Source organism: Allorhizocola rhizosphaerae (genome assembly GCF_003426775.1).
Taxonomy (GTDB): domain Bacteria; phylum Actinomycetota; class Actinomycetes; order Mycobacteriales; family Micromonosporaceae; genus Allorhizocola; species Allorhizocola rhizosphaerae.
Genome location: NZ_QJUG01000017.1, coordinates 26,989 through 49,209, shown reverse-complemented (window position 1 = coordinate 49,209; position 22,221 = coordinate 26,989). Strand labels below are relative to the sequence as shown.

Here is a 22,221-nt window from a genome sequence, read left to right as displayed (position 1 = left end):
CGCTGGGGCGAGGGCCATTGCCTCGTGCCTGGTCGTGGCGCGAGAGGCACGCCACGTTACACGAGACACGCGGCGACCCGATTCATCGCTGGAGATTTTCGGGCAATGGCTTGGTGTGCAGGATGACCAGTTCCGCGACGGCCCGGGTCAGGGCGACGTAGAGCCGGTTCATGCCGCGGGGTTCGGCGGCGACGATGTCGGCGGGCTCGACCAACACCACGCGGTCATATTCCAGGCCTTTGACCTGACTGACCGGTACCGCGTTCAAGGAAGCGGCCAGGTGGTCGGGTGCGATGACCGTGCCCGTCTCCTGCGCCACCGCTTCGGCGAGGTCGTCCACCTGACGGATCTCCAGCGCGCCGCCGGGCCGGAAGGAGCGGGTGGGCTCGATCTCGGGCGCCAGGGCACGGGCGGCAAAGTCGGCGATGATCTGTGGCACGCGGTAGCCGGTGGGCAGGTCGAGCGCCCTGGCTTCGCGCTTGCCCAGCCGCCGGACCAACTCCGGCCACGATCGGGCGGCCAGCGGATGGGTCGCCTGGCCGAGGTCACCCACGATGGTCATCGATGCGTGAGCCGCACGGCGGGCGATCATGCGGCACTCCATGGGCGACAGATCCTGCGCCTCGTCGAGGATGACGTGCAAGTATGCGTCCTCGACGGGCTCCTCGGCCACGGCGACGGGCAGCGGCTCGGCCAACACCGGCACGTAGCCCTCCTCGCCGTAGGGGTCGAAGCCGTCGATCCAGCTTGTCACCTTGTGCCCCTCGCGCAGGATGATCGCGGCCGCCCAGCGCTGGGCCGCCCAATAGCCGTTGTTGTCGATGGACTGACCCGAGACCGCGATCGGCGTGGGAAGTCCGGGCGCGAACAGTTGCCAACCGTCGTTGAGGCTCCAGCTCATCACGAAGGTCTCGGCCAGCCGGGCCCCGCTTCTCAGCTCACGCAGCTGCCACTCGGGCACTCTCGGATTGACAGACGACGGCTTCCCCAGAATCTCGGCGAGCTCGTCGAGCAGTGGGATGTCGTCCACCGACCACTCGCCGTGCTGCGCGGGAAGCACGTCCTGCGGGGTGAGCGGCGGCCACCAAGCGTTCAAGAAGGCTTCCGGGATTTCCTTCCCGTCCAACATCTCCGAGAGCACCTTCGCCGCCACCGGGCGGGCGCCGTTGGGCTTGATGCCCTGTGCCTCGCACCTCTTGCGTATCTCGACGCGGGCCTTGGCGAGGTCGTCGGCGTCAAGGGCGCGCAGGTGATCCGGCGCGCTCGGCGGGGTGTCCCAGGCCAGCTCGGTCAGCATCCGCACCATCTTCAGGTCGCCCTTGGACTTGGCCACTTCGGCGGGGTCACGCCGGGTCGCGACGACGCCCTCGAACAGCTCGCCGACCGCTCGCAAGTGGACACTGTCCTCGCCGAGACCAGGCAGCACCCGCCCGATGTATTCGGTGAACACCGTCGACGGGCCGACTACCAGCACCCGGCCGTCGGCGAACTTCCCGCGATCGGTGTAGAGCAGGTAGGCCGCGCGATGCAGGGCCACCTGGGTCTTGCCGGTGCCCGGACCGCCGGTGATCAGAGTGACGCCGTGGGCGGGTGCCCGGATCGCCTCGTCCTGTTCGCGCTGGATCGTGGTGACGATGTCGCGCATGTGCTCGCCACGCGCCCGGTTGAGCGAGGCCAGCAGCGCGCCCTCGCCGACCACGCCGTCGATGTCCTTTTCGGACAGCACGTCGTCGTCGAGGCCGACCACCCTGGGACCTTCGCACATGATGATCCGGCGGCGCTCCACGCCGAGCGGCTCGCCGGGCGTGGCCCGGTAGAACGGCGCGGCGGCGGGCGCGCGCCAGTCCACGACGAGCGGCTCACGGTCCTCGTCGCGCACGCCCAACCGGCCGATGCGGTAGGTGTCGCCGTCGTCGAAGTCGAGCCGGCCGAAGACGATGCCCTCCTCCTGTCTGTCCAGATCGGACAGCTTGGCCGCGGCGCGCAGGACCATGGCATCCCGCTCGACCAGGCCGGCCACCGGGCCTGACGTCGCGCGCCGGTGCCCTTCGCTCTTCAGCTCCTTCGCCTGTTCGCGCATGACCTCAAGGCGCGCGTAAACCTTGTCGACGACCTGTTGTTCGATGGTGATCTGGTGTGCTGCTGATTCGGACACAGTGCTCCCCGGGTCGGCGGCTCGGACTGGTCGAGCGTATGCGCTGGCCAGGGGCCAAAAAATCGTTTTCTGGGGCGATTCGGACCGCTTGACAGGCCGATATGATGAATATGGCGGAGGGGAGCGAGGGGCCTATTCCACCCAGCCCACCACCTCACACCAAAATCGGGCCACGAACGCTCCAGGGTGACTCCCCCACGCCTCCCACGCCGCGGCCATCTCCTCAAGCTCGTGGGCCATGGCCCAGCCCTGCGCGATCGCCCGCTGCGCCGCGGCCGGATAGCGAAACAGCGAAGCGGTGAACGCGCCGAACTGGCGGGTCTCGTCCGGCGTGCCATGGTGGCCGGCACGGGCGGACGCCTCGACCCGGACGAAACCCGCCTCGGTGAGCAGGTGCCGAAGCTGCTTGCCCACGAACGGGCTCGTGCCTTGGCGTAGCTTTCGGGCCACCCGCATCGAGCGGCGCAGCACGGCGTTGGTCGGATACAGCAGCTCGCCGTCCCAGTCGGCGTCGGCGACGCCGATCACCGCGCCGGGCCGGGAGACGCGGCGCGCCTCGCGCAGCGCCAGTAACGGGTCGGCCAGGTGTTGCAACAGCGCACCGGCGTAGATCGCGTCGAACGACCCGTCCTCGTGCGGCAGGTCAGTGACGTCACCCGCGATAATCTGCACACCCGCCGGAGGCATGGGCGGTGGGTCCAGGTCGATGCCGGTGGCCATGCCGGGAGCGACCGCTGCGGCGAGGCCCGCGGTGATCGTGCCAGGGCCGCAGCCCATGTCCAGCAAGGCCATCCCCGGCCGCAGATGCGGCAGCAGGAACGCGGCGTGGGTCTGGGCGGTCCGCTCGGCGTGGTTGGGCCTGCGGCGGCGCATGGCTTCGTCTTGTGTGGCTTGCAAACTCATTGAGGATCCTTCGGGAAGCGGCGCTCCCGATCAGACCCGCGGAAACGCCGGAGCGCGGCGGGAGCGCAGAACATTGGGCATTGTCCTGACCTCCCTTCGGCTCGACGGCGTACCGTGAAAACGGTAATGACCCTCCATGTAAGGCGGCAACGGCTTTTGGTGTCGGATAGGGGTCACGACCGCCATATCCTCTCCGTGCTGCAGGCCCGCCCGGCTTTGCGTGGGCGGGCCTGACTCGCTCCGGTCAGCCCAGTCGCGTGCGCAGCAGCTGTTTGCCCTGCTCCGCACCCTTGCGGCTCTCGGCCTGGGCCTTCCTGAAGAAATCGGCCAGCTCACCGTCGCCCGCCTCCTCCGCGTCGCGGATGTATGTCTCCAGCCGCAGCACGTTGTCCAGGCAGGTCTCGGTGAACCAGAGGATGTTGTAGTCCTTGTCCTTGGTGCCGGTGATGTGGCCGGCCTCTCTCGTCTCGGTCATAACGCACGCCTACCCACGGGTGCAGGAATTATTCATACGCATGGGTGGGCAGGTGACCCGGCCTGGGTCAACTCCAGCCATAGACCGCCTTGATCGAGTTGCTGATCTCGTTGACCAGGCCCCCGTCGTCGCCGTTGGCCATCACCGCGAAGCCCGCGCCGAGGTTCGGGTATCCCACGAAATTGGTTTTGAATCCATAGTTGGAGCCGTTGTGGGTGTAGAGGAAGTTGTTGGTGCCCGCGTTGGCGGTGAAGAAGCCGCGCCCCATGCCCGGCGTGACGCCCTGCGTGAGCATCGTGGTGACCCACGTCTTGTTGAGCGGCCCGGCGATGTTGCCCGGCGATGTCCACGCCTGGTTGATCCAGCGGATCAGCCGGCACAGGTCGACGACGGTGGTGTAGAGCCCGGCGGCGGCCGATTCCGGGTAGCGGTAACGCTTTCCCGCGATGACGGCGCCGCCCGTGGTGTGCCCGGCCGCGAGCTCGAAGCCCGGCGTGAGCGAGAAGCTGCTGTTGTTCATTCCCAACTGATTGAAGACATTGTTTTGCATGTACGCGGCAAGCGTCTGCCCGGTCTGCTGCTCCAGCATCCGGTGCAGCAGTTCGAAGCCCATGCCCGAGTAATAGAACGCCGCGCCCGGCTCGGTGCTCAGCTCGATCTTCGGCGAGTTGCCCTGTCCGTTCAGGATTTGCAGCAGTGTCGGCACGTTCGCGTTGGGACCGTAGCCCGCGAACCCGCCACCCACGTTCATCGTGAAGCCGGAGCACACGTTCGCCGGCGACGTCGACCCGCGCCCGATGACCCCGCCCCGGTGGCCCAGCAGCTGGTCGATCGTCGGCCCGGTGTTGGCCGTCACGCACGCCCGCTGGCCGAGCTGCCAGCCCAGCAGCGGCCGGATGTCGCTGCCCAGCATCAGGGTTTGCGAACCCTGCAGCAGCCGCAGGAACCCGACGGTGCTCACCGCCTTGCTGATCGACGCGGCCTGGAACGCGCTTTCGGGGTGGACCGCGCCCGATTGCCCGGCCTCCAGCCAGCCGTATCCGGTCGACCACGCGATCTGGTTGCCGACCACGACCGCGATGGCGGCGCCGGGCGTCTTGTAGTCGGCCATCCTGGCCCAGATGTCCTTGCCGCCGACGTTGGCCTCGACCTGGCGGGCTCTGTCGGCCGGCAGGACCGGTGCCTTGCCCCGGCTGATGAGCGACCATCCGTTGTTCACGGGCGAGAAGGCGATGTTGTGCACCTGCCAGCCGCCCGCCGCGAAGTTGTGCATCTGCTGGAAGCACTCGTTGTCGATGCCGCGCGTGTGGAACTCGTCCTGCGCCACCACGGCCCAGCCGCCCGTGTAGGGGAAGGCCACCCGGGTGACCTTGCGCCCGCCCTGGGTCAGGTTGCGCATCATCTGGAAACACTCGTCGTCGATGTTGCGCGCGTAGAACCCGCTGCTGCCGACGACGACCCAGCGGTTGCCGCCCGCCGGCGGGAAGCCCACGTGCATGACCTGCTGCCCGCCGTTGTAGAACTCCAGCAGCTTGGTATAGCACTCGTCGGGGATGTTGCGCGCGAACATGTCGTTGTCGCCGGTGATGACCCAGCTGTTGCCACCCGCGGGCGGGAACGCCACACAGTGGATCTTTGTGCCGTTGGCGATCATCTGGCCGAGCTTGGTGAAGCACTCGTCCGGGATGTTGCGCGCGAAGTAGCCTCCGCTCTGCGTGACGATCACCCAGCCGTTGGACGGCGTGAACGAGAACGACGTGATGCCCTGCGCGGACATGGCGCCGATCTGGGTGTGCGCCTCGTCCGGGATCCGCCGGTTGAAATAGGGGTAGCCCGCCGCGCTCGCGGAACCCGCTGCGGTGAGGCTGGCGATGCTGGTGCCAAGACCCAGGCCCCCGGTGAGGGCGAGGAAGCGGCGCCGGTCCATTGTGGACTCCTGTGTTCTGTGGGGGTGGACAACGCGCAATACGATCGCAGGTTTCGATGGCTTAAGTCGCGCTTGTGTCGCCTCTCCTACTGCGTGACGCGCGCCACGCGCGAAAACCCGTTGCGGGCCGCCAGCGATCCTTGATGTAGTGAGTGGCGTATTCGTCTTGTCCCAGGGAGGGGAGTTTCCGATGCGAGCAGCGCTCATGTCCACCCGCTTGCACACCGTCTCCCACGCAGAGGACATGACGCTTGGAACGCACGCTCAATCTCGGGATCCTCGCCCACGTCGACGCCGGTAAGACCAGCCTGACCGAGCGGCTGCTGCACACCGCCGGGGTGATCGGCGAAATCGGCAGCGTCGACGCGGGCAGCACCCAGACCGACACGCTCGACCTGGAACGCCAACGCGGCATCACCATCAAGTCGGCCGTGGTGTCGTTCGTCGTCGGCAATGTCACCGTCAATCTCATCGATACGCCCGGCCACCCCGACTTCATCGCGGAGGTGGAGCGGGTGCTCGGCGTGCTCGACGGGGCGATCCTGGTCGTCTCGGCGGTCGAGGGGGTCCAGGCGCAGACGCGGGTGCTGATGCGGGTGCTGCAGCGGATGCGCCTGCCGACGCTGCTGTTCGTGAACAAAATCGACCGGGCGGGCTCGCGGTACGACACCCTGCTATCGGAGATCGCCGACCGGCTGACCCCGGCGATCGCTCCAATGGGGACGGTCGGCGGGCTCGGCGGCCGGGACGCCGGGTTCACGCCGCACGAACCGCCGCTCGAGGTGCTCGCCGAACACGACGACACCCTGCTGGCCGCCTATGTCAACGGCACGCCGCCGGGCGATCTGCGCCGCGCGCTGGCTTCGCATACGCGAAAGGCGTTGGTGTACCCGGTGTACTTCGGTTCGGCCATCACGGGCGCCGGCATCGACGAGCTGATCGGTGGCATCACGGAGATTCTGCCGGCGGCCGCGGGTGATCCCGCCGCCGAGCCATCCGGTGTGGTGTTCAAAATGGAGCGCGGTACGGCCTACGTGCGCATGTTCGCCGGAGCCATCGGTGTGCGCGAGCGCCTGCCGTGGGGCACGGTCACCGGGATCGAGGTGTTCGAGCGCGGGGGTCTCGTGCGCCGCGCCTCGGTCACGGCCGGGCAGATCGCGAAGATCACGGGCCTGCGAGGCGTGCGTATCGGTGACACCATCGGGGCATCTCCTGTCCTAATGGGACGCTCGTTCGCGCCGCCCACGCTGGAGGCGGTCGTCGTGCCGAGCCGGCCCGCCGACCGTGGCCCGCTGTATGCCGCGCTTGCCGAACTGGCGGAGCAGGACCCGCTGATCGGCCTGCGCCGCGACGAACTGCGGGAGGAAATCGCGGTATCGCTTTACGGAGAGATACAAAAAGAGATTCTGGAAGCGACTCTGCACCAGGACTTCGGCATCAAGGTTTCGTTCCAGGAAACCACGACCGTCTACATTGAACGGCCGCGCGGCACGGGCAGCGCGGCGGAGTTCATGGGCGGCGACGGCAACCCGTTCCGGGCAACCGTCGGGCTGCGCGTCGAGCCGGGGCCGGTCGGGTCGGCAGTGCGGTTCCGGCTGGGCATCGAGCTCGGGTCGCTGCCGTTGGCGTTCATCAAGGCGGTTGAGGAGTCGGTGCGCGCGACGCTGCGGCATGGGCTGCACGGCTGGGAGGTCACCGACTGCGTGGTCACCTTGACCCACTCGGGATACACGCCGCCGCCGCCGTACGGGTGGAGCAAGTCGTCCAGTTCGGCCGGAGACTTCCGCAATCTCGCGCCGCTGGTGTTGCTGGCGGCGCTGCGGCAGGCTGGGACGAACGTGCACGAGCCGATCCATCGCGTGCACGTCGAAGTCCCGGGCGATGTGCTCAGTGCGGTCATGCCGGTCGTGGCCCGGCTCGGCGGGATCGTCCAAGCGTCGCGGCTGCGCGGGGCGTCCGCCGAGCTGGAGGCCGACGTGCCCGCGACCCGGGTGCACGAGCTGCAGCAGCTGCTGCCATCACTGAGCCGTGGCGAAGGCGTGCTCGACAGCACCTTCGACCACTACCGGCAGGTGCGCGGGCCGGTCCCGGCCAGGCCGGGCTGGCACCCTTCAGCCGCGACGAGCGGACGCGGCCGCCGCGGCTGAGATCGCGGCCTATGCCGCATAGTGCGGTTGTTGCGCGGCGAGGCGGGCCGCGAACCGCCCACGCCATAGGACTATGACCATGGCGTTGATCGGTAGCTCCGGTCGGGTAGGTGAATTTGGTCTTCCATGTCGGACGCCGACGTTCTTGTGAGAGGTGCACGATTACGCATCTAAATTGATTCGACGCCGGTGGTAGGGTGTGCCCGAGATGGTGACTTTTCGGGTTCTCGGCCCACTCTTGACGGTCATCAACGGGCGGCCGGTCACGATGCGCAGCCGCCGGCAGCGGGCGGTGCTGGCCATGCTGCTGGCCAACGGGCGGCGGCTCACGTCCATCGACAACCTGCTGCGCGCGCTGTGGGGCGACGACCCGCCCGACACGGCGGTCGGTCAGATCCAGACCGTGGTGTGGCGGCTGCGGCGGGTGCTGGGCGACGATGCGATCGTCACCCACCCGGGTGGTTACGAACTGGCCGCCGGACTGTCCGAAGTGGACTCCGAGTGGTTTGCCAACCGGGTTGCCGCCGCTGTTGATCTGGTACGGGCCGGGAGCCTCGCCGAGGCCGCGGAGGAGTTCGACCGGGCGTTGGGGCTGTGGCGGGGCGGGCCGTTCGCCGACGTGACGCTGCCCGGCGATCCGCACGGCAGCGGTTTTCAGGCCGCCGTCACCGAGCTGGCCGAGCAGCGGGTCGCCGCGGAACGGCAGCTGTTCGACGTGCGGCTCGCGCTGGGCCGGCATGCCGATCTGGTGCCGCTGCTGCGCCAGCGCGTCACGGAGGAGCCACTGCGGGAGGAACTGCGCGAGCGGCTCATGCTGGCCCTGTATCGCACGGGCAGGCGGGCCGAGGCGCTGGAGACCTTCCGGCAGGGGCGCACGCTGTCGATCGACGAGCTGGGCCTGGAGCCCGGACCGGAGCTGCAGCGGCTCAACCGGCTGGTGCTCGACGGCGACTCCACATTGGACACGACGTTGGAGCCTTCCGGCCCGGCGCGGCCGGCGATGCTCCCGATGGACATGCCCGATTTCGTGGCGCGTGTTCAGCTGGCCGGCAAGCTCGCGGCGAAACTGACCGGCCCGGTCGAGACCGCCCCGATCATCGTGGCGATCTCGGGTGCGGCGGGGACGGGCAAGACGAGCCTGGCCATCCACACGGCGCACATGGTGCGGGACCGGTTCGCCGACGGCCAGCTGTTCGCCGACCTGCGCGGGGTCGACCGGCCGCTGGACCCGGCGGAGGTACTGGCCCGATTCCTGCGCGCGCTGGGCGAGGACCCGCGCGGCATCCCGGCCGATCCGGATGAGCGCGCCGCGCTGTACCGCGCACGGACGGCGGGCAGGCGTGTGCTCGTGGTGCTCGACAACGCCGAGGGCGAGGCGCAGCTGCGGCCGCTGCTGCCCGCCGAACCCGGCTGCGCGGTCATCCTGACCAGCCGGCGCCGGATGGCGGCGCTGATCGGGGCGCAGGAGGTGGACCTCGGCGTGTTCGAGCCGGGCGAGGCGCTCGACCTGCTGCGCATGGCGCTCGGGCCCGAACGGGTCGCCGATGCGCTGCCCGATTGTCTCGCGGTGGCCGAACGTTGCGGATATCTGCCGTTGGCGATCCGGGTCGCGGCGGCCCGCTTGGCCGCCCGGCCGCATTGGCCCGTGGCCCGTTTGGCGGCGCGGCTGGCCGACGAGAGCGGGCGGCTGGACGCACTGTCCACTCGCGACCTGGCGGTGCGGGCCAGCGTGGCGTTGAGCGTGGACGCGCTCGACCCGATGGACCAGCGGTTGTTCGGGCTGCTCGGCACGGTGGACTCCGGGCATCTGCCCGCGTGGACGGCCGGCCCGCTGCTCGATCTGCCCGCGGCGCGGGCGGAGGAACCGCTGGAACGGCTCGTCGAGGCCCGGCTTGTCGAGGCGGAGTCGGGCCGGTACAAGATGCATGATTTGGTCAGGGATCTCGCGCGGGAACGGGCGCCGTCCGACCACAGTGGACTCCGGCGGCTGTTGGGTGGCTGGCTCACGCTGGCCGACGCGGCATATGAACGCATGCCCGGCGGATTCCACCGCGTGGCACCGCAGACCGCGCCTCGCTGGAACGGCTGGGAGCCGGGCGAGATCGACGAGCTGACGCGCGATCCGGTGCGGTGGCACGAAGCCGAACGGGGCGGTCTGACCTCGGCCGTGCGGCAAGCCGCGAGCGCGGGCCTGGTCGAGCCGGCATGGAACCTCGCCGTGACCGTGACCCGATTTTTTGAGCTCAGGGAGTACCTGGAGGACTGGCGCATCACGCACGAGGCGGCCCTGCAGGCGTGCGTTGCGGCGGGCGATCGCGTGGGCGAGGCATATCTGCTGCGCGGGATGGGCGAGCTGCACCTGAATCTGGACCGGTTCGAGGACGCGCTCGGCTATCTCGACGACGCACTGTCCATCATGGACGCGCTGGGCGACCGGCATGGGCAGACCGCAGTGCTGCGCGCCACCGGCAGCACCTACCGTCGGCTGGGTCGCGAGGCTCCCGCGATGACGGCCCTGAGCCGGGCGCAGCGCATCTGCGGCGAGACGGGCGACCGCACAGGTGAGGCACAGGTGCTGCACCTGATCGGGGCCGTGCATCGCTTGGCAGGCCGGCTGGCGCAGGCGCAGGAGGCGTACACCCAAGCGTTTAAAATCTTCGAACAGCTCGGCGACCGGTTCGGCCAGGCCTACACCCTCTGCAGCGTCGGCGTGGCCGCAGGCTACCAACCCGACCGCATCGGGGAAGCCGAAGGATACCTGAAGGAAAGCCTCGAACTGAGCCGCGAATTCGGCTACCGTCGCGGCGAGGCTATCGCCCTGGGCAACCTCGGCTGGCTGCACCACCGCACGGGCCATCCGGACCCCGCCGTCAAAGAACTCGTGCAAGCCATCACCATCTGCCGCGAAATCGCCGACCGCGAAGGCGAAGCAATCGAGCTGCGCCGGCTCGGCGAAGCCTATCTGGCCCAGGGCCGCACCGCCGCCGCGCGAGGCGCCCTGCAACGCAGCCTCGTGCTGGCCCGCGAACTCGGCTCCACCGCCGACCAGGACGCGGCGCTCACCCTGCTCGGCCGCACATGAGCAGGCGCCCGCTTCGGGCGCGCTAGGTTGGGCGTATGCGAGGCACGCTCAGGCAGTCGGAGGCGGAGCGGGTGTTCAGTGCCCATCGCGGGTTGCTGCAGGCCGTGGCCTACCGGGTCTTGGGCAGTGTGACCGATGCCGAGGACGTCGTGCAGGACGCCTGGCTGCGCTGGAGCCGGGTCGACGCGGCCGGTGTCAAAGACGCTGAAGGCTATCTGGTGCGCGTGACGACGCGGCTGGCGATCGACCGGTTGCGCAGTGCGCGTGTGCGGCGGGAATCATATGTCGGGCCGTGGCTGCCCGAGCCGATGCTGACCGCGCCCGACGTGGCCGATGACGTGGCGCAGGCAGACTCGGTGTCGACCGCCATGTTGCTCGTGCTGGAGACGCTGTCGCCGGTGGAGCGTGCGGTGTTCGTGCTCGGTGAGGTGTTCGGCTACGGTACCGCCGAAATCGCCCGCATCGTCGGCCGCAGCGACGCCGCCGTGCGGCAGATCGCCCACCGCGCCAAGCACGCGGTGCACGCGCGCCGCCGCCGCTACGACTCCGACCCGGCCACCAGAAGGGTTGCCACCGAACGCTTTCTGGCCGCCTGCGCGGGCGGCGATCTGAAGGCTCTGATGGCGATACTGGCACCGGACGTGACACTGGTCAGCGATGGCGGCGGCTTCACCCTCGCGCCCCGCAAACCGATCCACGGCCTGGAGCGTGTGGCGCGGGCGATCGTGGTCTTGTCGCGACAACTGCCGGAAGGCTCGGATGCCAGCGTGCTTGACGTCAACGGCGGCCCCGCGATTGTCGTCTACTCCGGGCGCACGCCTGTGCTGGCGGTCATGCCGCATCTGGTGGACGGGGCGATCGCGACGCTGCATGTCGTGAGCAATCGGCACAAGCTGACCGGTGTGACTCAGGTCACCGCGCGTCACTAAGCGCAGGGCTGTCTCGTCCGTGAGGCATGTTCACCGCATACCTCACGATCACGATTCTTGCCTCACTGGTCAACGGCCTTGCCGCCGTGGCGAACCTGACCGGCCACGCCTACCCCAAGGCGCAGGCCGACCGGATGCGCGTGCCGCACTCGTGGATCCCCGTGCTGGGCACGATCCTGGGCGCCGGCTCGCTCGGTCTGCTCGCCGGGTTCGTCGTGCCGCTGCTGGGCATCCTGGCCGCGGCGGGGCTGGTGCTGTACTTCATCTTGGCGCTCGGCGCCCACCTGCGCGTCGGTGACCGCCACCTCGCCGGCTGGGCGGTGTTCTTCGGGCTGGCCGTGGCCGCGTTCATCGTGAACCTGGCACGATATTGCTAGATTTCCTTATGAGAATATTTCTTGCTCTCATCGTGGTGCTGGCCACGGGCACGCCGGCCTGGGCGCAGCCCTACCACCGTGGGGTGACCCCAACGTGCCGGGCGAGAGCCTGCGCACCGGATGGGAGCTGTCGCAGGGCGCTCAATTCACCACCGACACCGACGAGTACGCCTACACGGCCGCGATCGACGCGCTGAGCGACCGGGTCCGGGTCGTGGAGCTCGGGCGCACGGTGCTCGGCCGCCCGATCAACATGTTCGTGATTGGACATCCCACCCCACCCGCGACCCCGGCGGCCGTGGCCGTCACCGCCCCACTGTCCATCAATTGCAACGTGCACGGCAACGAGCCCGGAAACCGCGAAGCGTGCCTGATCCTGGTCCGCAGACTGGCCAACGCCCGCGACCCGCGCACCATCGACCTGCTCTCGCGCACCACCGTGCTCATTGTCCCCACCATCAACGGGGACGGCCGGGCGGCCAACACCCGCGGCAACTCCACCGGCCAGGACCTCAACCGCGACTACTCGCTGATCCGCCAGCCCGAGACGTTCGCCTTCGTCCGGATGCTGCGCGACTACCGCCCGGTGGCGAGCTTCGACGGGCACGAGTTCGGCAACATCAACGCCGGTGATCTGCCCATGCTGCCCCCACGGCATCAGAACGTCGCACAGTCCATTTTCGACCAATCGCAAGACATGATGGTGAACCACATGTACGAGCGCGGTGCCGTCGACGGGTGGTGGCCCTGCCCGTACGGCTGCGCCAACGGGGGCAACGTCGGACTGAGCGAGGAGACGATCCTGCGCAACACGCTCGGTCTGAAGAACGTGACCAACTCGCTGCTGGAGCTGCGTTCGGCGGGCGGGCCGACCCGGCCCGACGAGGGCAACCCGGCCAACAACAGGCGGCGCAAGGCGTACTCGGCGCTGTGGACGTTCGACCAGTTCCTTGACTACCACCGGGCCAGACTCACCGCGCTCACGCAGGCGCGCCGGGCGGCGATCGGGTTCCAGGTCGCCAACACCGGACGGATCGTGTTCCGCGGCTCGCGCCCGATCCCCGCCTTTCCCGCACCCCACCCGGGCGAGAGCCCACCGCCCGTCGACGCGCCCGCCGATTCGGCGATCCTCAACGATCCGCCGTGCGCATACAAACTCAGCGAGGAGCAATACCACGGCGCGCGCTCCGACGGCCCGACCGCGGCGCAGCGCATCGAAGCGCACGGGTGGAAGGTGGTCCCGGTCGCCGACGGCTACGTGATCCCGTTGGCCCAGCCCGAGCGCGGCCTGATCCCGCTCCTGCTGGACGCGCAAGCCTTCGAGGAACTCGTTGCGGCACAGCGCATCCAGCCGACGCTGACCGGCCGCCACACCGGCCGGCTGGTCGTGTCGTCCGGGGTCGCGTGCCTCGCCGGGGCGACGGTCGCCGGCCCGGTCACGGTGCAGCCGGGCGCCACGCTGATCGCGACGGGCACCTCGTTCACCGGGCCGATCACGGCCAGCGAAGCAGCGGGCGTGTTCCTGACCGCGAGCACCGTCGTCGGCCCGGTGCGGATCACGGGCACCACCGGCGCGGTTGTCGTGGCCGCCAACGCGCTCACCGGCCAGGTCCGGTTGGCGGACAACACAAGCACACTCATCGCCGGGAACACGATCACCGGCCCGCTGCAATGCTCGGGCAACTCCCCCGCCCCGGTCAACCTCGAAATCCCCAACACCGTAACGGGACCCAAGACCGACCAGTGCGTCCCCCTATAGGGCAATCGGGAGCGCCAGTGCCGCCGGGATCGCGGGCAGCACCGAGCCGACCATCGCCGCGAGCCGGCGCGGCGCGTCGAGCCGGGTGAGGATCGCGGTCCAGGGCCTTCCCCGGGTCGGATCACCCGGGGAAGGGCACGGAAGTCACCCCGACTTGGGGTGATCTCGCCCGCTTGGCCATCTGCGGCAAGGCCGACGAATGATCATGAAACCTTCCGCCCGGTAGCCCCCCGCAGCGCGACGCGGGAGCGGGCCTGCCGGACGCCCTGGTTGGGCCGTGTGCCTTGGCCGTGCGGGCGCTTCAGCGGCGCTGGGCAAGCACGGCGGTCCATGTCCGACAGTCGGATTGGCGTCGTATCGGCGCCGGGTTCTCGCGCCTCACGTGTGTATCGGCACATTCACACAGGAGGCCATTCGTGCAAGCAAACACATTGAGGTATCCGACAGTGCGCGTCGCGGTCGGCCCCGACGGCAAGGTGATCACCGTGGCGGTGGCCGGGCGGCCGCGGCCGCATCCGTTCGGCGCCTATGAAGGCTCACACCTCACGCCGTGGTCGGTGTTCGTCGACTCGGTACGCCGCGCGGCGGTCGGCTGGAAGGTCAGTACTGCCGCACGCGAGGTCCGCTGGCTGCTGGAACAGCTCGACACGGAGGACGGCGAGAGCGTGAAGCTCCTTGCTCACCCGCGGTCCACGTGGTTCAACACGATCATTGAGGACGGCTGGGACGTCCTGGAGGATGCCCGCCGCACGAGCGATATCGCCAAGCTGCAGAAGGGCATCGCGATGTACCTGACGGGCCGCAACCTCGCCCCGATGACCGCGGCCTTCCTCGGCCCGGACCAGGCACGCGGGCGAGGCGAGCCGGCGGCACTGCGCAAGCTGCGCGACTTTGAATCCGGCGAGCGGCAGTTCACCCCGAAGGAGCTGCGCGCGCTGATGGTGGGCCTGCTCGACGAGGACGCGCTCCGCTTCATCTCGACGAGGGGCGACACCTCGTCCGTGCCGGGCATCATCCTGCACGACCGCGCGGAGGCCGTCCGCGACACGGTCATCGCGCACCTTCGCGAGCTCACCTACGCCTACCCGCTGGCCTACGACGCGTCCAGGCTGGCCACGACGGCTGGGTTCAACGCCGCGTTCAAGGGCATCACGCTTCGTGGCGGCACGCAGCTGCCCGAGACCCAGTACGAGTGGGAGGCCGCACCCGCCGGTTGGAGCACATCGAGCAGCAACGCCTGCCTGGCCAACATCGAGCTCGTCAAGGAGGGCAACACCCACTACATCGACGAGATTCACCTCGACGGCAGGGGCAACACGCTGCTCAACACGCAGGGCCATCACGTGACGGCGCACATCGCGATCGAGGCGGCGGTGCGCCAGACCGTCGTCAACCGCACGATCCCCGACGCGATGGCGCAGATGCTCGCCCTAGCCGACAGGATCGGGAAGCTGGCCACGTGGCCGGCAAGTGCTCCCAGCCCCAAGATCGATCCCAAGGGCATCTTCGCCAATGCGCTGGTCACCTTCGAGGCGGCGAAAGACGCGGCCAAGGCCGCCGTGCAGGATGCGACCAGCGATCTCGACCTGCTGCCCGAGCTTGAAGGGCTCATCGGCGCATACATCATGATGCGTAACGCGATGCCCATGGCGGCCGTGCTGCGCGGCGCGACGGCCGACGCCAAGGCCGAGGGGCAGAAGATGGGCAAGCTGTGGGCGTGGGACGAGGACCCTACCCGCGCCGATCCCGCGCAAGTGTGCTGGACCCTGTGGAAGATGCTGGACCTGCAGGCGCTGAGCGCGCTGGGCGAAATGGACGACGGCACCACGCAGAAGTGGGCGCCCGGTGCGTCGGCGACGCCGGAGGAGCGGGTGCTGCACGTGCTGTCCGTGCACCTGGACACGATGACGACGGCGTTCCCCGAACTGGTGAAGCGGTCGCACATGCGCACCACGGGAGCGGTCAAGTGGGTGCTGAACGGCGAGTGCGCACTCGCCGTGCCCGCGGCGGCGACCAAATTCCTGAGCCTCACGCAGCACGACGTCAGCCCGGTGTCGCCGTTCAAGTCGCACGCCAAGAAGGTGGACGAAGAGGCCGAGTGGGATGAGAAGCCGAAGCCGAAGCAGAAGCGGCGCGCGAAGAAGAAGTGACACATGCGGTGGGCGTCCCGGCGGGACGCCCACCGCCGCGAGATCAGTTGAACGGGTTGTCGTAGTACCTGCCCTTGCTGACGGTTCGGGCGGTCGACCCGTCGAAGTGGATGCCTTCGATGGTGACCGAGATGCCCACGATCGTCCCGCCGTACGTGAACAACCCGTCGACCACATTGGACAGTCCGTGCCCACCGCAGATGTGCGGCCGGCGCACGCCGTCCTCGCCCGCGTACACCGGGCCAGGCGTGCCGTTGACGTAGATCCGCATGTTCGGTGACGTATAGCTTGACTGCCGGCAGATGGTGACCGCCAGCCGGTACTGCGTGTTCCCGCTGTCGAACTGGATGGTGCCGACCACCCGGCCGACCAGGTATTCGCCTCCGCTGTCGGAGTAACTGCGCAACTGGATGTCGACGGATTGCGCCGGGCCGAGTGTGGCGTGTGCCGGTGCCGCCGCGACCGACATGACGAACAGCGCGGCGAGGGTCGCGCCGATGACGCCGAACACGCGGCGGCGCGACCTGCTGGCCATGGTCATCTTAGGCTCCTTCTTGACGAACTCGGTGTGGAGCTCATCATGGCGAGCAGCACTGAACCGGGAATGGTTTTCGACTGAAAACCGGCCCTGCCTACACTGGCCGCCATGGATGAACGAACAGGCGAGGCCTTCGAGCTCGGCGAGCAGCTCACGGTCATCGGTATAAAGCTTCAAGCCGGCGACGCGGCTCCGGATTTCGTGCTGGATTTTCTCGATACCGACGGCGCGATCAAGCCGGTGAGCCTCGCCGATTCGCATGGGGCGCAACGGCTCCTCAATGTGATCAACTCGATCGACACGCCGGTGTGCCAGGTGGAGACCCGCTCGTGGCAGCAGCGCCTCCCCGTTGACAGCGGCGTGCGGGTCATGACCATCAGCATGGACCTGCCGTTCGCCCTGGACCGTTGGCGCGAGACGGAGGGCGCCGGCCACCAGTTGCTGTCGGCTCACCGCTCCGAGACTTTCGGACGCGACTACGGCGTGCTGCTCAAAGAGTGGCGGTTGCTGCAGCGCGCCGTGTTCGTCATCGACGGGGCCGGCCGGATCGTGCACGCCGAATACGTACCAGATCAAATGGCCGAGCCCGATTACGACGCGGCGATTGCCGCTCTCGGCTGAAAGCATTGGTAGCCGACGGGGCCGTCATGCCGAGTGCGCACATGGCGGCCCCGCGACCGGCGTCAGTACTTGCTGGCCTTCTTCAATGCCGCCCGGTATGAGGCGGGTTTCTTGGCCAGCTTCGCGGCCGCCTTCTTCGCTTGCTGCTGCTTCTTGTAGGCCGCCTTCATCGCCTTGACCTTGGCCGCCCACTGCCTGCTCTGGATCTTCGTTGCCTTCGCTCTCGCCTTCTTGTCGGCGAGCTCGCGTGCGCGGTCGTTCGCGATTTTCGCCCGGTCGACGCCCCGCAGCTTCGGGTCGACCTCGTCGCTTTTGCTGCACCTTCTTGGCCCCCGTTGCCCTCCTTGGTGACGGCCTTGCTGGCGGCGCCGAAGGTGGCCAGGGAAACACCATCCCGAGCGGCGTCACCCCAGTCGCCCTTCGAGGCCGCGGCAACCATGTCCTCGGTCACCACACCGCGAGGCTACCCACCGGCGAAGGTTTGTGGTCAGGGCACTAGCCGGCCCGGTCTGCGAATCCAATTCGGACAGTTACCTGCACCGCGACCACACCCTCAGCCCTCGCAGTACCCGAAGCTCGGCGGTTCCGCGAGTTCGTCCCACCGCTCGTCCACGGTGACGTGCGACGGGAGCAGCCGCACGAGCGCTTGGCCCGGCGCGGGATCGTGCCTGCACGTCATCTGTTTGTTGGTGCGGCGCCAGCCGCAGCCGTGTCGTCTCGTAGCCGTGTGCGGTGTCGCCCCGATGCGTCATCCACACCGCGCTCACCTCGGCCATGGGCACCGTCGCGCGTCGGCGACTCATGACTGTTCCGGGCGCCGGTAGCCGAAGAGCCGGCGGAAAAGCCGATACGCGATCGCTTGTCCTATCGGCTCGCTTCGCGGGCCGGCTCCTTCGCCCGTGTCCGCACGGTAGGCGTACAGGTAGCCGTTGGGATTGCCGAGGTAGAGCACGCCACCAGCCACTGTAGGTGAGGAGCGAATGCCGTCGACCGGCAGCAGCGTCGTCCCACGGGACCGGAAATTGATCTTCTTTTCCCAGTGGAGCACACCTGTTGAGGCGTCCAACGCGGAAAGCGCGGCTTTGCTGGCCGACGAGCCTCTCGTGGCCAGATACACCCGGTTACCGTCGACCGCGGGGGAAGCTTCAACCCAGCTGTCTGTGGGAAGGTGCCAGACCCGGTGCCCGGTCTTCGCGTCAAACGCATACAGATCTCCCAGAATCGAGAGACCCCCCGTCGCAGACCCCGCCCGTCGACCGGCGATGAACACCCGGCCGTCCGCGACTGCCGGCACGCAGTAGTCGAAGGTCGTGTTGACCTGCTGCTGCCACCTGACTGCTCCGCTGGAGGCGTCCAGGGCGAACACGTTGCCACGGCTCGCGCCGTAGACGATGCCGCCATCCACCGCGACGCAGGCGCGGCTATCGCATTGCATCGGCGCCGTCCACCGCAGGGCGCCGGATTTCGCCGTCAGCGCATACACATTCCCGTCGACGCCTACGAAGTAGACGACGCCGCGCTCGACCGCCGCGGAAGACGCGGTTTCCCTCGGCTGTGGTGGCGAATCAGGGAAGAGTCTGTGCCCGCCGGTGGCGAACTCCCAACGCAGCGTGCCACTGCTCGCATCGACGGCGATCAGGCGAGAATCGCTGGCGCCGATGAAGACCATTCCACCGGCCACAGCCGGTGAGGAGCCCGACAGAGCGTCGGTCGGATATCGCCATCGCTGCCGGCCCGTTGCCGCCTCGACCGCCAGAACATGCATGTCCCCACCGAAATAGACCACGCCACCGGCCACAACCGGGGAGGAGTCCACACCACCGGAGACCGCGAAGCGCCAGCGTGGCCGACCGGTCAACCCATCCACCGCGTAGAGACCCCCGTCAAGGCTGGTGATGTACACGACTTGGTCGGCGACCGCCGCAGCGGCCCTGATCGGGCCACCGGTCTCGAACGCCCACGGAACAAACCCGTGCGCGGCTTTCTCAGTCGGGCAGAAACCACGCCGGGCCGCATCGCCGCGGTACATCGCCGCCGCGTCATCACCGCCGGACTGCCTAGCCATCGAACCTCCCCATGCCGACACAGCCCCATTGACACATATGACCATATACGAGGTTTCCATGGCGGCACCGGACGACTGCGAGACCGGCGCGCCTGTCTTATCACCACCAGACGAACAGCTCAGACATCGGGCCGAGAGCTGAAGCTGCACCTGCTTGTCCAGCAGATCGGTGTGCAGCACGGCGGCGTTCGGCGCGACTGGCATGGTGGTGGGTGCCGTGCGGTACGACCCATCGAGCGGGTACGGTCCGTCGCGGAGCGCATCTCGTCGTTGCGCCCGAGCGCCGGATCGCGATGACGGACGGGCCGGCCGAGGTGGTGGCGTTGGTCAAGCCGGTGATCGGTGACGTCGCGTTCGCCGGACCTGACATGCCATGTGCCCGGTCGACGAGCCGAGCCTGCGGTGCGCGGTGTCCAACCTCGTGGACAACGCGCTGCGGCACGGTCCAATGTGGAGTCTACGTCGAGCTGGAACATGCATTTCCGAAACAGCATTCACGCCACCGACCGCCGCCGGGGCTGAAAGCAAAGCCTAGGTGATGTCAAGCGTTGCGCCCCCGGTGACGAGCTCCAGACCGTCGGTGAGGCACTCCAGTGGCACCGTCACCGGAAAGCTCTGCAAAGTGATTGTCGCCTGTTTGCCGGCGAAGAGCCCGCCTGTCACGGGGCCGGTAACCACCACAGTGAAGCCGATGACATAGTTGGTGAGCTCCACCGTGCTGCTGCCGATGTTGTTGTCCCAGACGATCTCGTACGTCGCGGTGATCGGTTCGATGAGATTCAGGCAGGTGAAGTCGGCGAGCGTGCGCTTGTTCTCTGCGGTGCCGGAACTCAGCAGAGGCTGACTGAGGCTGGCGCAGTTGGTGAAGGCGAACGTGTTGGTCGTCTTGGTGTTCTGTGGTTCGAGAAGCAGGATGCCTGGGTCGAACTCAGTTCTCCATGTGCCCAGAGTACAGGTGACACCCGTGACTGGATCGGCCCCAGCCACAGTGGGCACGACGATTGCGGCGACAGCAGTGGTGATCACGACGATGAGCCGACGGACATGCCTTGCACCAAATCGCATCATGCCGACATTCTTCTACGTATCCGGCAAGAGCATCATTGGTGAATGGGTGTGAATGCGTGAATGATACAGAGCGCCGGTGCACGACCTTCTCCGAGATCGCCCACTGCCGACTGGAGTTCCACCGCCGCACCTGCTCAAGGCGAGTCATGGCTCCGACCGGCGTCCATCCAGCCCGCAGCTGCTTGCCGCAGCCTGCGTCCCCAGGCGCCAGCGCGCTGCATGCCGCTTGCTTCGCCGACCTGGCCGGGTGTGAGAGCGCTTCCAGTTCCGGTGCGCTTTCGCCGATGACGATGCATTATTTCCTGAGACGCCGATCGGAGAGGACATGACCACGTCGACCCCGCATACCAGCACTCACAGGGTGACGCTTGAAGACGTGGCCCGCGAGGCGGGTGTCTCACGGGCGACGGCCTCGCGGGTCATCACCGGTTGTGGGCCGTCGTCGGCGGAGGCCCGCGACCGGGTCATCGCCGCCGTGAAGGCGTTGGGCTACATCCCGGACGCGGCGGCGCGGGCGCTGGTGGGTGGCCATGGGTTCCGGCTCGTCGTCGCGGTCACCGGGCATACGCCCAGCACGCTCGACGATCCCTACGTGGACCGCTTTGTCGCCTCGGTCGCCGTGACCTGCGCAACGCGCGGCATCGGTGTGTCGTTGCAGTGGCTGCCCTACCGAGACCCGGACCAGGTGCGCCGGCTGGCCAAGGATCGCAGTGCCCGCGCAGTGCTCCTGCTGAATGCCACCGACGCGGTGCTGCGGGCGGTCCCGGCCGCGCTTACCGGCAGGATCGCCTCGATCGGCCTCGGCTCGACGACGGTTCCGGTCTTCGATGTGGACCTCGCCGGCGCCACCGCGGCCATGGTGTATCACCTGTACGACAAAGGACGCCGCCGCATCGCGATGGTGTCCGGCCCTGCCTGGATGCCATGCGTCGCACGGTCCGTCGAGACCTACCGCAGCCTGATGCAAGCCGGCGGGCTGCCCTTCCGTCTCGTTCGGAGCAACTTCACCGCCGACGGCGGCAAAGCGGCTGCACGGACCGCCCTGTGCCGCTGGCCAGACACGGACGCCGTGATCGCCGGCAACGATGCCGTGGCCCTGGGCATCATCGCCGCGCTGCGTGGCCAAGGCCGCAACATCCCCGGCGACGTCGCGGTCTGCGGCTTCGACGACATCCCGTTCGCCGTGCTGAGCACACCGACCCTCACCACCTCGACCCATCCGGTGGAACGCATCGCCACCGCGGCCACGACCGCGGTGCTGGACGGCAGCTGGGCGTCGCCGGCCACCTACTACCCGTCGCAGCTGATCTGCCGCGAAAGCGCCTGACCCGAAACGCAGCGTCTCCGCCCAGCCACCGCGCGCCTCAAGCGCGTCGAGGTAGGCCAGGCCCTCCTCGGCGCGGCCTTGGTCGGCGTAGTGGGTGCACAGCATGTCGACGATCCAGTCCTCCGCGCCGCCGGGCGAGTCCGCGAGCGAGCGCAATACCTGTGTCGCCTCGTCGCCCGGCCGTGCCGGGCAGGCATGCGCGCGAAAGACTCCAGCGCCAGCCGGTCACAGGCCTCTGCATACGGGCGGACAAGCGCAATCGCCTCTTCGCTCCTCCCCACCCCTCCAACAGCTCGGCCGTGGTCTCGGCGGCCTTCCACCAACCCGTGGCGACGTACGGGGCGAGCACCTCCAACACATCCGCCTGCCGGTCCTGTCCGGTGAGTAGCCGTGCCCGCTCTCTCGCACAGAACCACTCCTCACGGCCTGGCTGGAACGCCACCTCGTCGGTATGGCCGAGCTCGACAAGCCGGGAGACCAGGTGCGGGGATGCAGCCGGTGAGAGTCCGCGCTCGATAGTCAAGATCACTAGCGTCCACGGAGGTGTACTCTGCCCCCGCCTCCCACACCGACGTCGCCCACCAGATCTTGGCCTAACCCCCGGCCGGGCTGTTCACCCTCGGCTCGCCGACGCCGTCCGAGGCACCTGCTAAGCAGCCGTTCTGCCAGTTCGGAATCTCCGATGTCGGCGAACCACG

General features: G+C 68.3%; 16 protein-coding genes. 8 read left to right on the top strand and 8 right to left on the bottom strand.

Translation table 11 applies throughout. The features are described from left to right. Positions 1-82: 82 nt before the first annotated feature. The 4 genes from DM816_RS05455 to DM816_RS05440 all read right to left on the bottom strand — a co-directional run bounded on the left by DM816_RS05455 (position 83) and on the right by DM816_RS05440 (position 5,460). Entirely contained in the window at positions 83-2,155 is a 2,073-nt protein-coding gene (locus DM816_RS05455) for a HelD family protein (protein WP_246001589.1), read from the bottom strand. A 132-nt stretch (positions 2,156-2,287) separates the two neighbouring features. Then, positions 2,288-3,058, bottom strand: coding sequence for a methyltransferase domain-containing protein (locus DM816_RS05450; RefSeq protein WP_117208957.1), 771 nt, complete (start codon positions 3,056-3,058; stop codon positions 2,288-2,290). Between the two features lie 244 nt (positions 3,059-3,302). After that, positions 3,303-3,533, bottom strand: a complete 231-nt coding sequence (locus DM816_RS05445) for a hypothetical protein (protein WP_117208956.1) — start codon at positions 3,531-3,533, stop codon at positions 3,303-3,305. Between the two features lie 67 nt (positions 3,534-3,600). Then, a complete protein-coding gene (locus DM816_RS05440) occupies positions 3,601-5,460 on the bottom strand; it encodes a serine hydrolase domain-containing protein (protein ID WP_162907142.1) in 1,860 nt (619 codons plus the stop codon). A 251-nt stretch (positions 5,461-5,711) separates the two neighbouring features. On the opposite strand from DM816_RS05440, the gene DM816_RS05435 reads away from it, so the two are divergent. From DM816_RS05435 to DM816_RS05410, 6 genes are all read left to right on the top strand, one after another. Beyond that, the gene (locus DM816_RS05435; RefSeq protein WP_117208954.1) at positions 5,712-7,607 is read left to right on the top strand and encodes an elongation factor G; all 1,896 of its coding nucleotides are present in this window, start codon (positions 5,712-5,714) and stop codon (positions 7,605-7,607) included. Between the two features lie 208 nt (positions 7,608-7,815). Beyond that, positions 7,816-10,689 (top strand): AfsR/SARP family transcriptional regulator, encoded by a 2,874-nt coding sequence (locus tag DM816_RS05430; protein ID WP_117208953.1) that lies wholly within the window; start codon positions 7,816-7,818, stop codon positions 10,687-10,689. Between the two features lie 35 nt (positions 10,690-10,724). Then, positions 10,725-11,618: an RNA polymerase sigma factor SigJ gene (sigJ, locus tag DM816_RS05425; protein WP_117208952.1), complete on the top strand. Its 894-nt coding sequence runs from the start codon at positions 10,725-10,727 to the stop codon at positions 11,616-11,618. 26 nt (positions 11,619-11,644) lie between these two features. Then, on the top strand, positions 11,645-11,995 hold the full coding sequence (locus DM816_RS05420) for a DoxX family protein (RefSeq protein ID WP_117208951.1): 351 nt from the start codon (positions 11,645-11,647) through the stop codon (positions 11,993-11,995). 94 nt (positions 11,996-12,089) lie between these two features. Continuing rightward, on the top strand, positions 12,090-13,754 hold the full coding sequence (locus DM816_RS05415; protein ID WP_246001587.1) for a M14 family zinc carboxypeptidase: 1,665 nt from the start codon (positions 12,090-12,092) through the stop codon (positions 13,752-13,754). A 431-nt stretch (positions 13,755-14,185) separates the two neighbouring features. Then, positions 14,186-15,904 (top strand): hypothetical protein, encoded by a 1,719-nt coding sequence (locus tag DM816_RS05410; RefSeq protein WP_162907140.1) that lies wholly within the window; start codon positions 14,186-14,188, stop codon positions 15,902-15,904. Positions 15,905-15,947: 43 nt separating this feature from the next. Here DM816_RS05410 and DM816_RS05405 read toward each other — a convergent pair whose 3' ends face one another. Beyond that, positions 15,948-16,445 carry a hypothetical protein gene (locus tag DM816_RS05405; RefSeq protein ID WP_117208948.1) on the bottom strand — a complete coding sequence of 166 codons (498 nt, stop codon included), beginning with the start codon at positions 16,443-16,445 and terminating at the stop codon, positions 15,948-15,950. Between the two features lie 105 nt (positions 16,446-16,550). Between DM816_RS05405 and tpx the strand changes: the two genes are divergently transcribed. Continuing rightward, the gene (gene tpx, locus DM816_RS05400; protein ID WP_117208947.1) at positions 16,551-17,063 is read left to right on the top strand and encodes a thiol peroxidase; all 513 of its coding nucleotides are present in this window, start codon (positions 16,551-16,553) and stop codon (positions 17,061-17,063) included. A 553-nt stretch (positions 17,064-17,616) separates the two neighbouring features. Here the strand turns inward: tpx and DM816_RS45155 are convergent. From DM816_RS45155 to DM816_RS05390, 3 genes are all read right to left on the bottom strand, one after another. Next, positions 17,617-17,742 carry a hypothetical protein gene (locus DM816_RS45155; protein WP_281274296.1) on the bottom strand — a complete coding sequence of 42 codons (126 nt, stop codon included), beginning with the start codon at positions 17,740-17,742 and terminating at the stop codon, positions 17,617-17,619. 120 nt (positions 17,743-17,862) lie between these two features. Further along, positions 17,863-19,128, bottom strand: a complete 1,266-nt coding sequence (locus DM816_RS05395; protein WP_162907139.1) for an outer membrane protein assembly factor BamB family protein — start codon at positions 19,126-19,128, stop codon at positions 17,863-17,865. Between the two features lie 531 nt (positions 19,129-19,659). After that, positions 19,660-20,196: a hypothetical protein gene (locus DM816_RS05390; RefSeq protein ID WP_117208945.1), complete on the bottom strand. Its 537-nt coding sequence runs from the start codon at positions 20,194-20,196 to the stop codon at positions 19,660-19,662. A 325-nt stretch (positions 20,197-20,521) separates the two neighbouring features. Here DM816_RS05390 and DM816_RS05385 point away from each other — a divergent pair, with 325 nt between their 5' ends. Further along, positions 20,522-21,523, top strand: a complete 1,002-nt coding sequence (locus DM816_RS05385; RefSeq protein ID WP_117208944.1) for a LacI family DNA-binding transcriptional regulator — start codon at positions 20,522-20,524, stop codon at positions 21,521-21,523. The last annotated feature ends 698 nt before the right edge of the window (positions 21,524-22,221 follow it).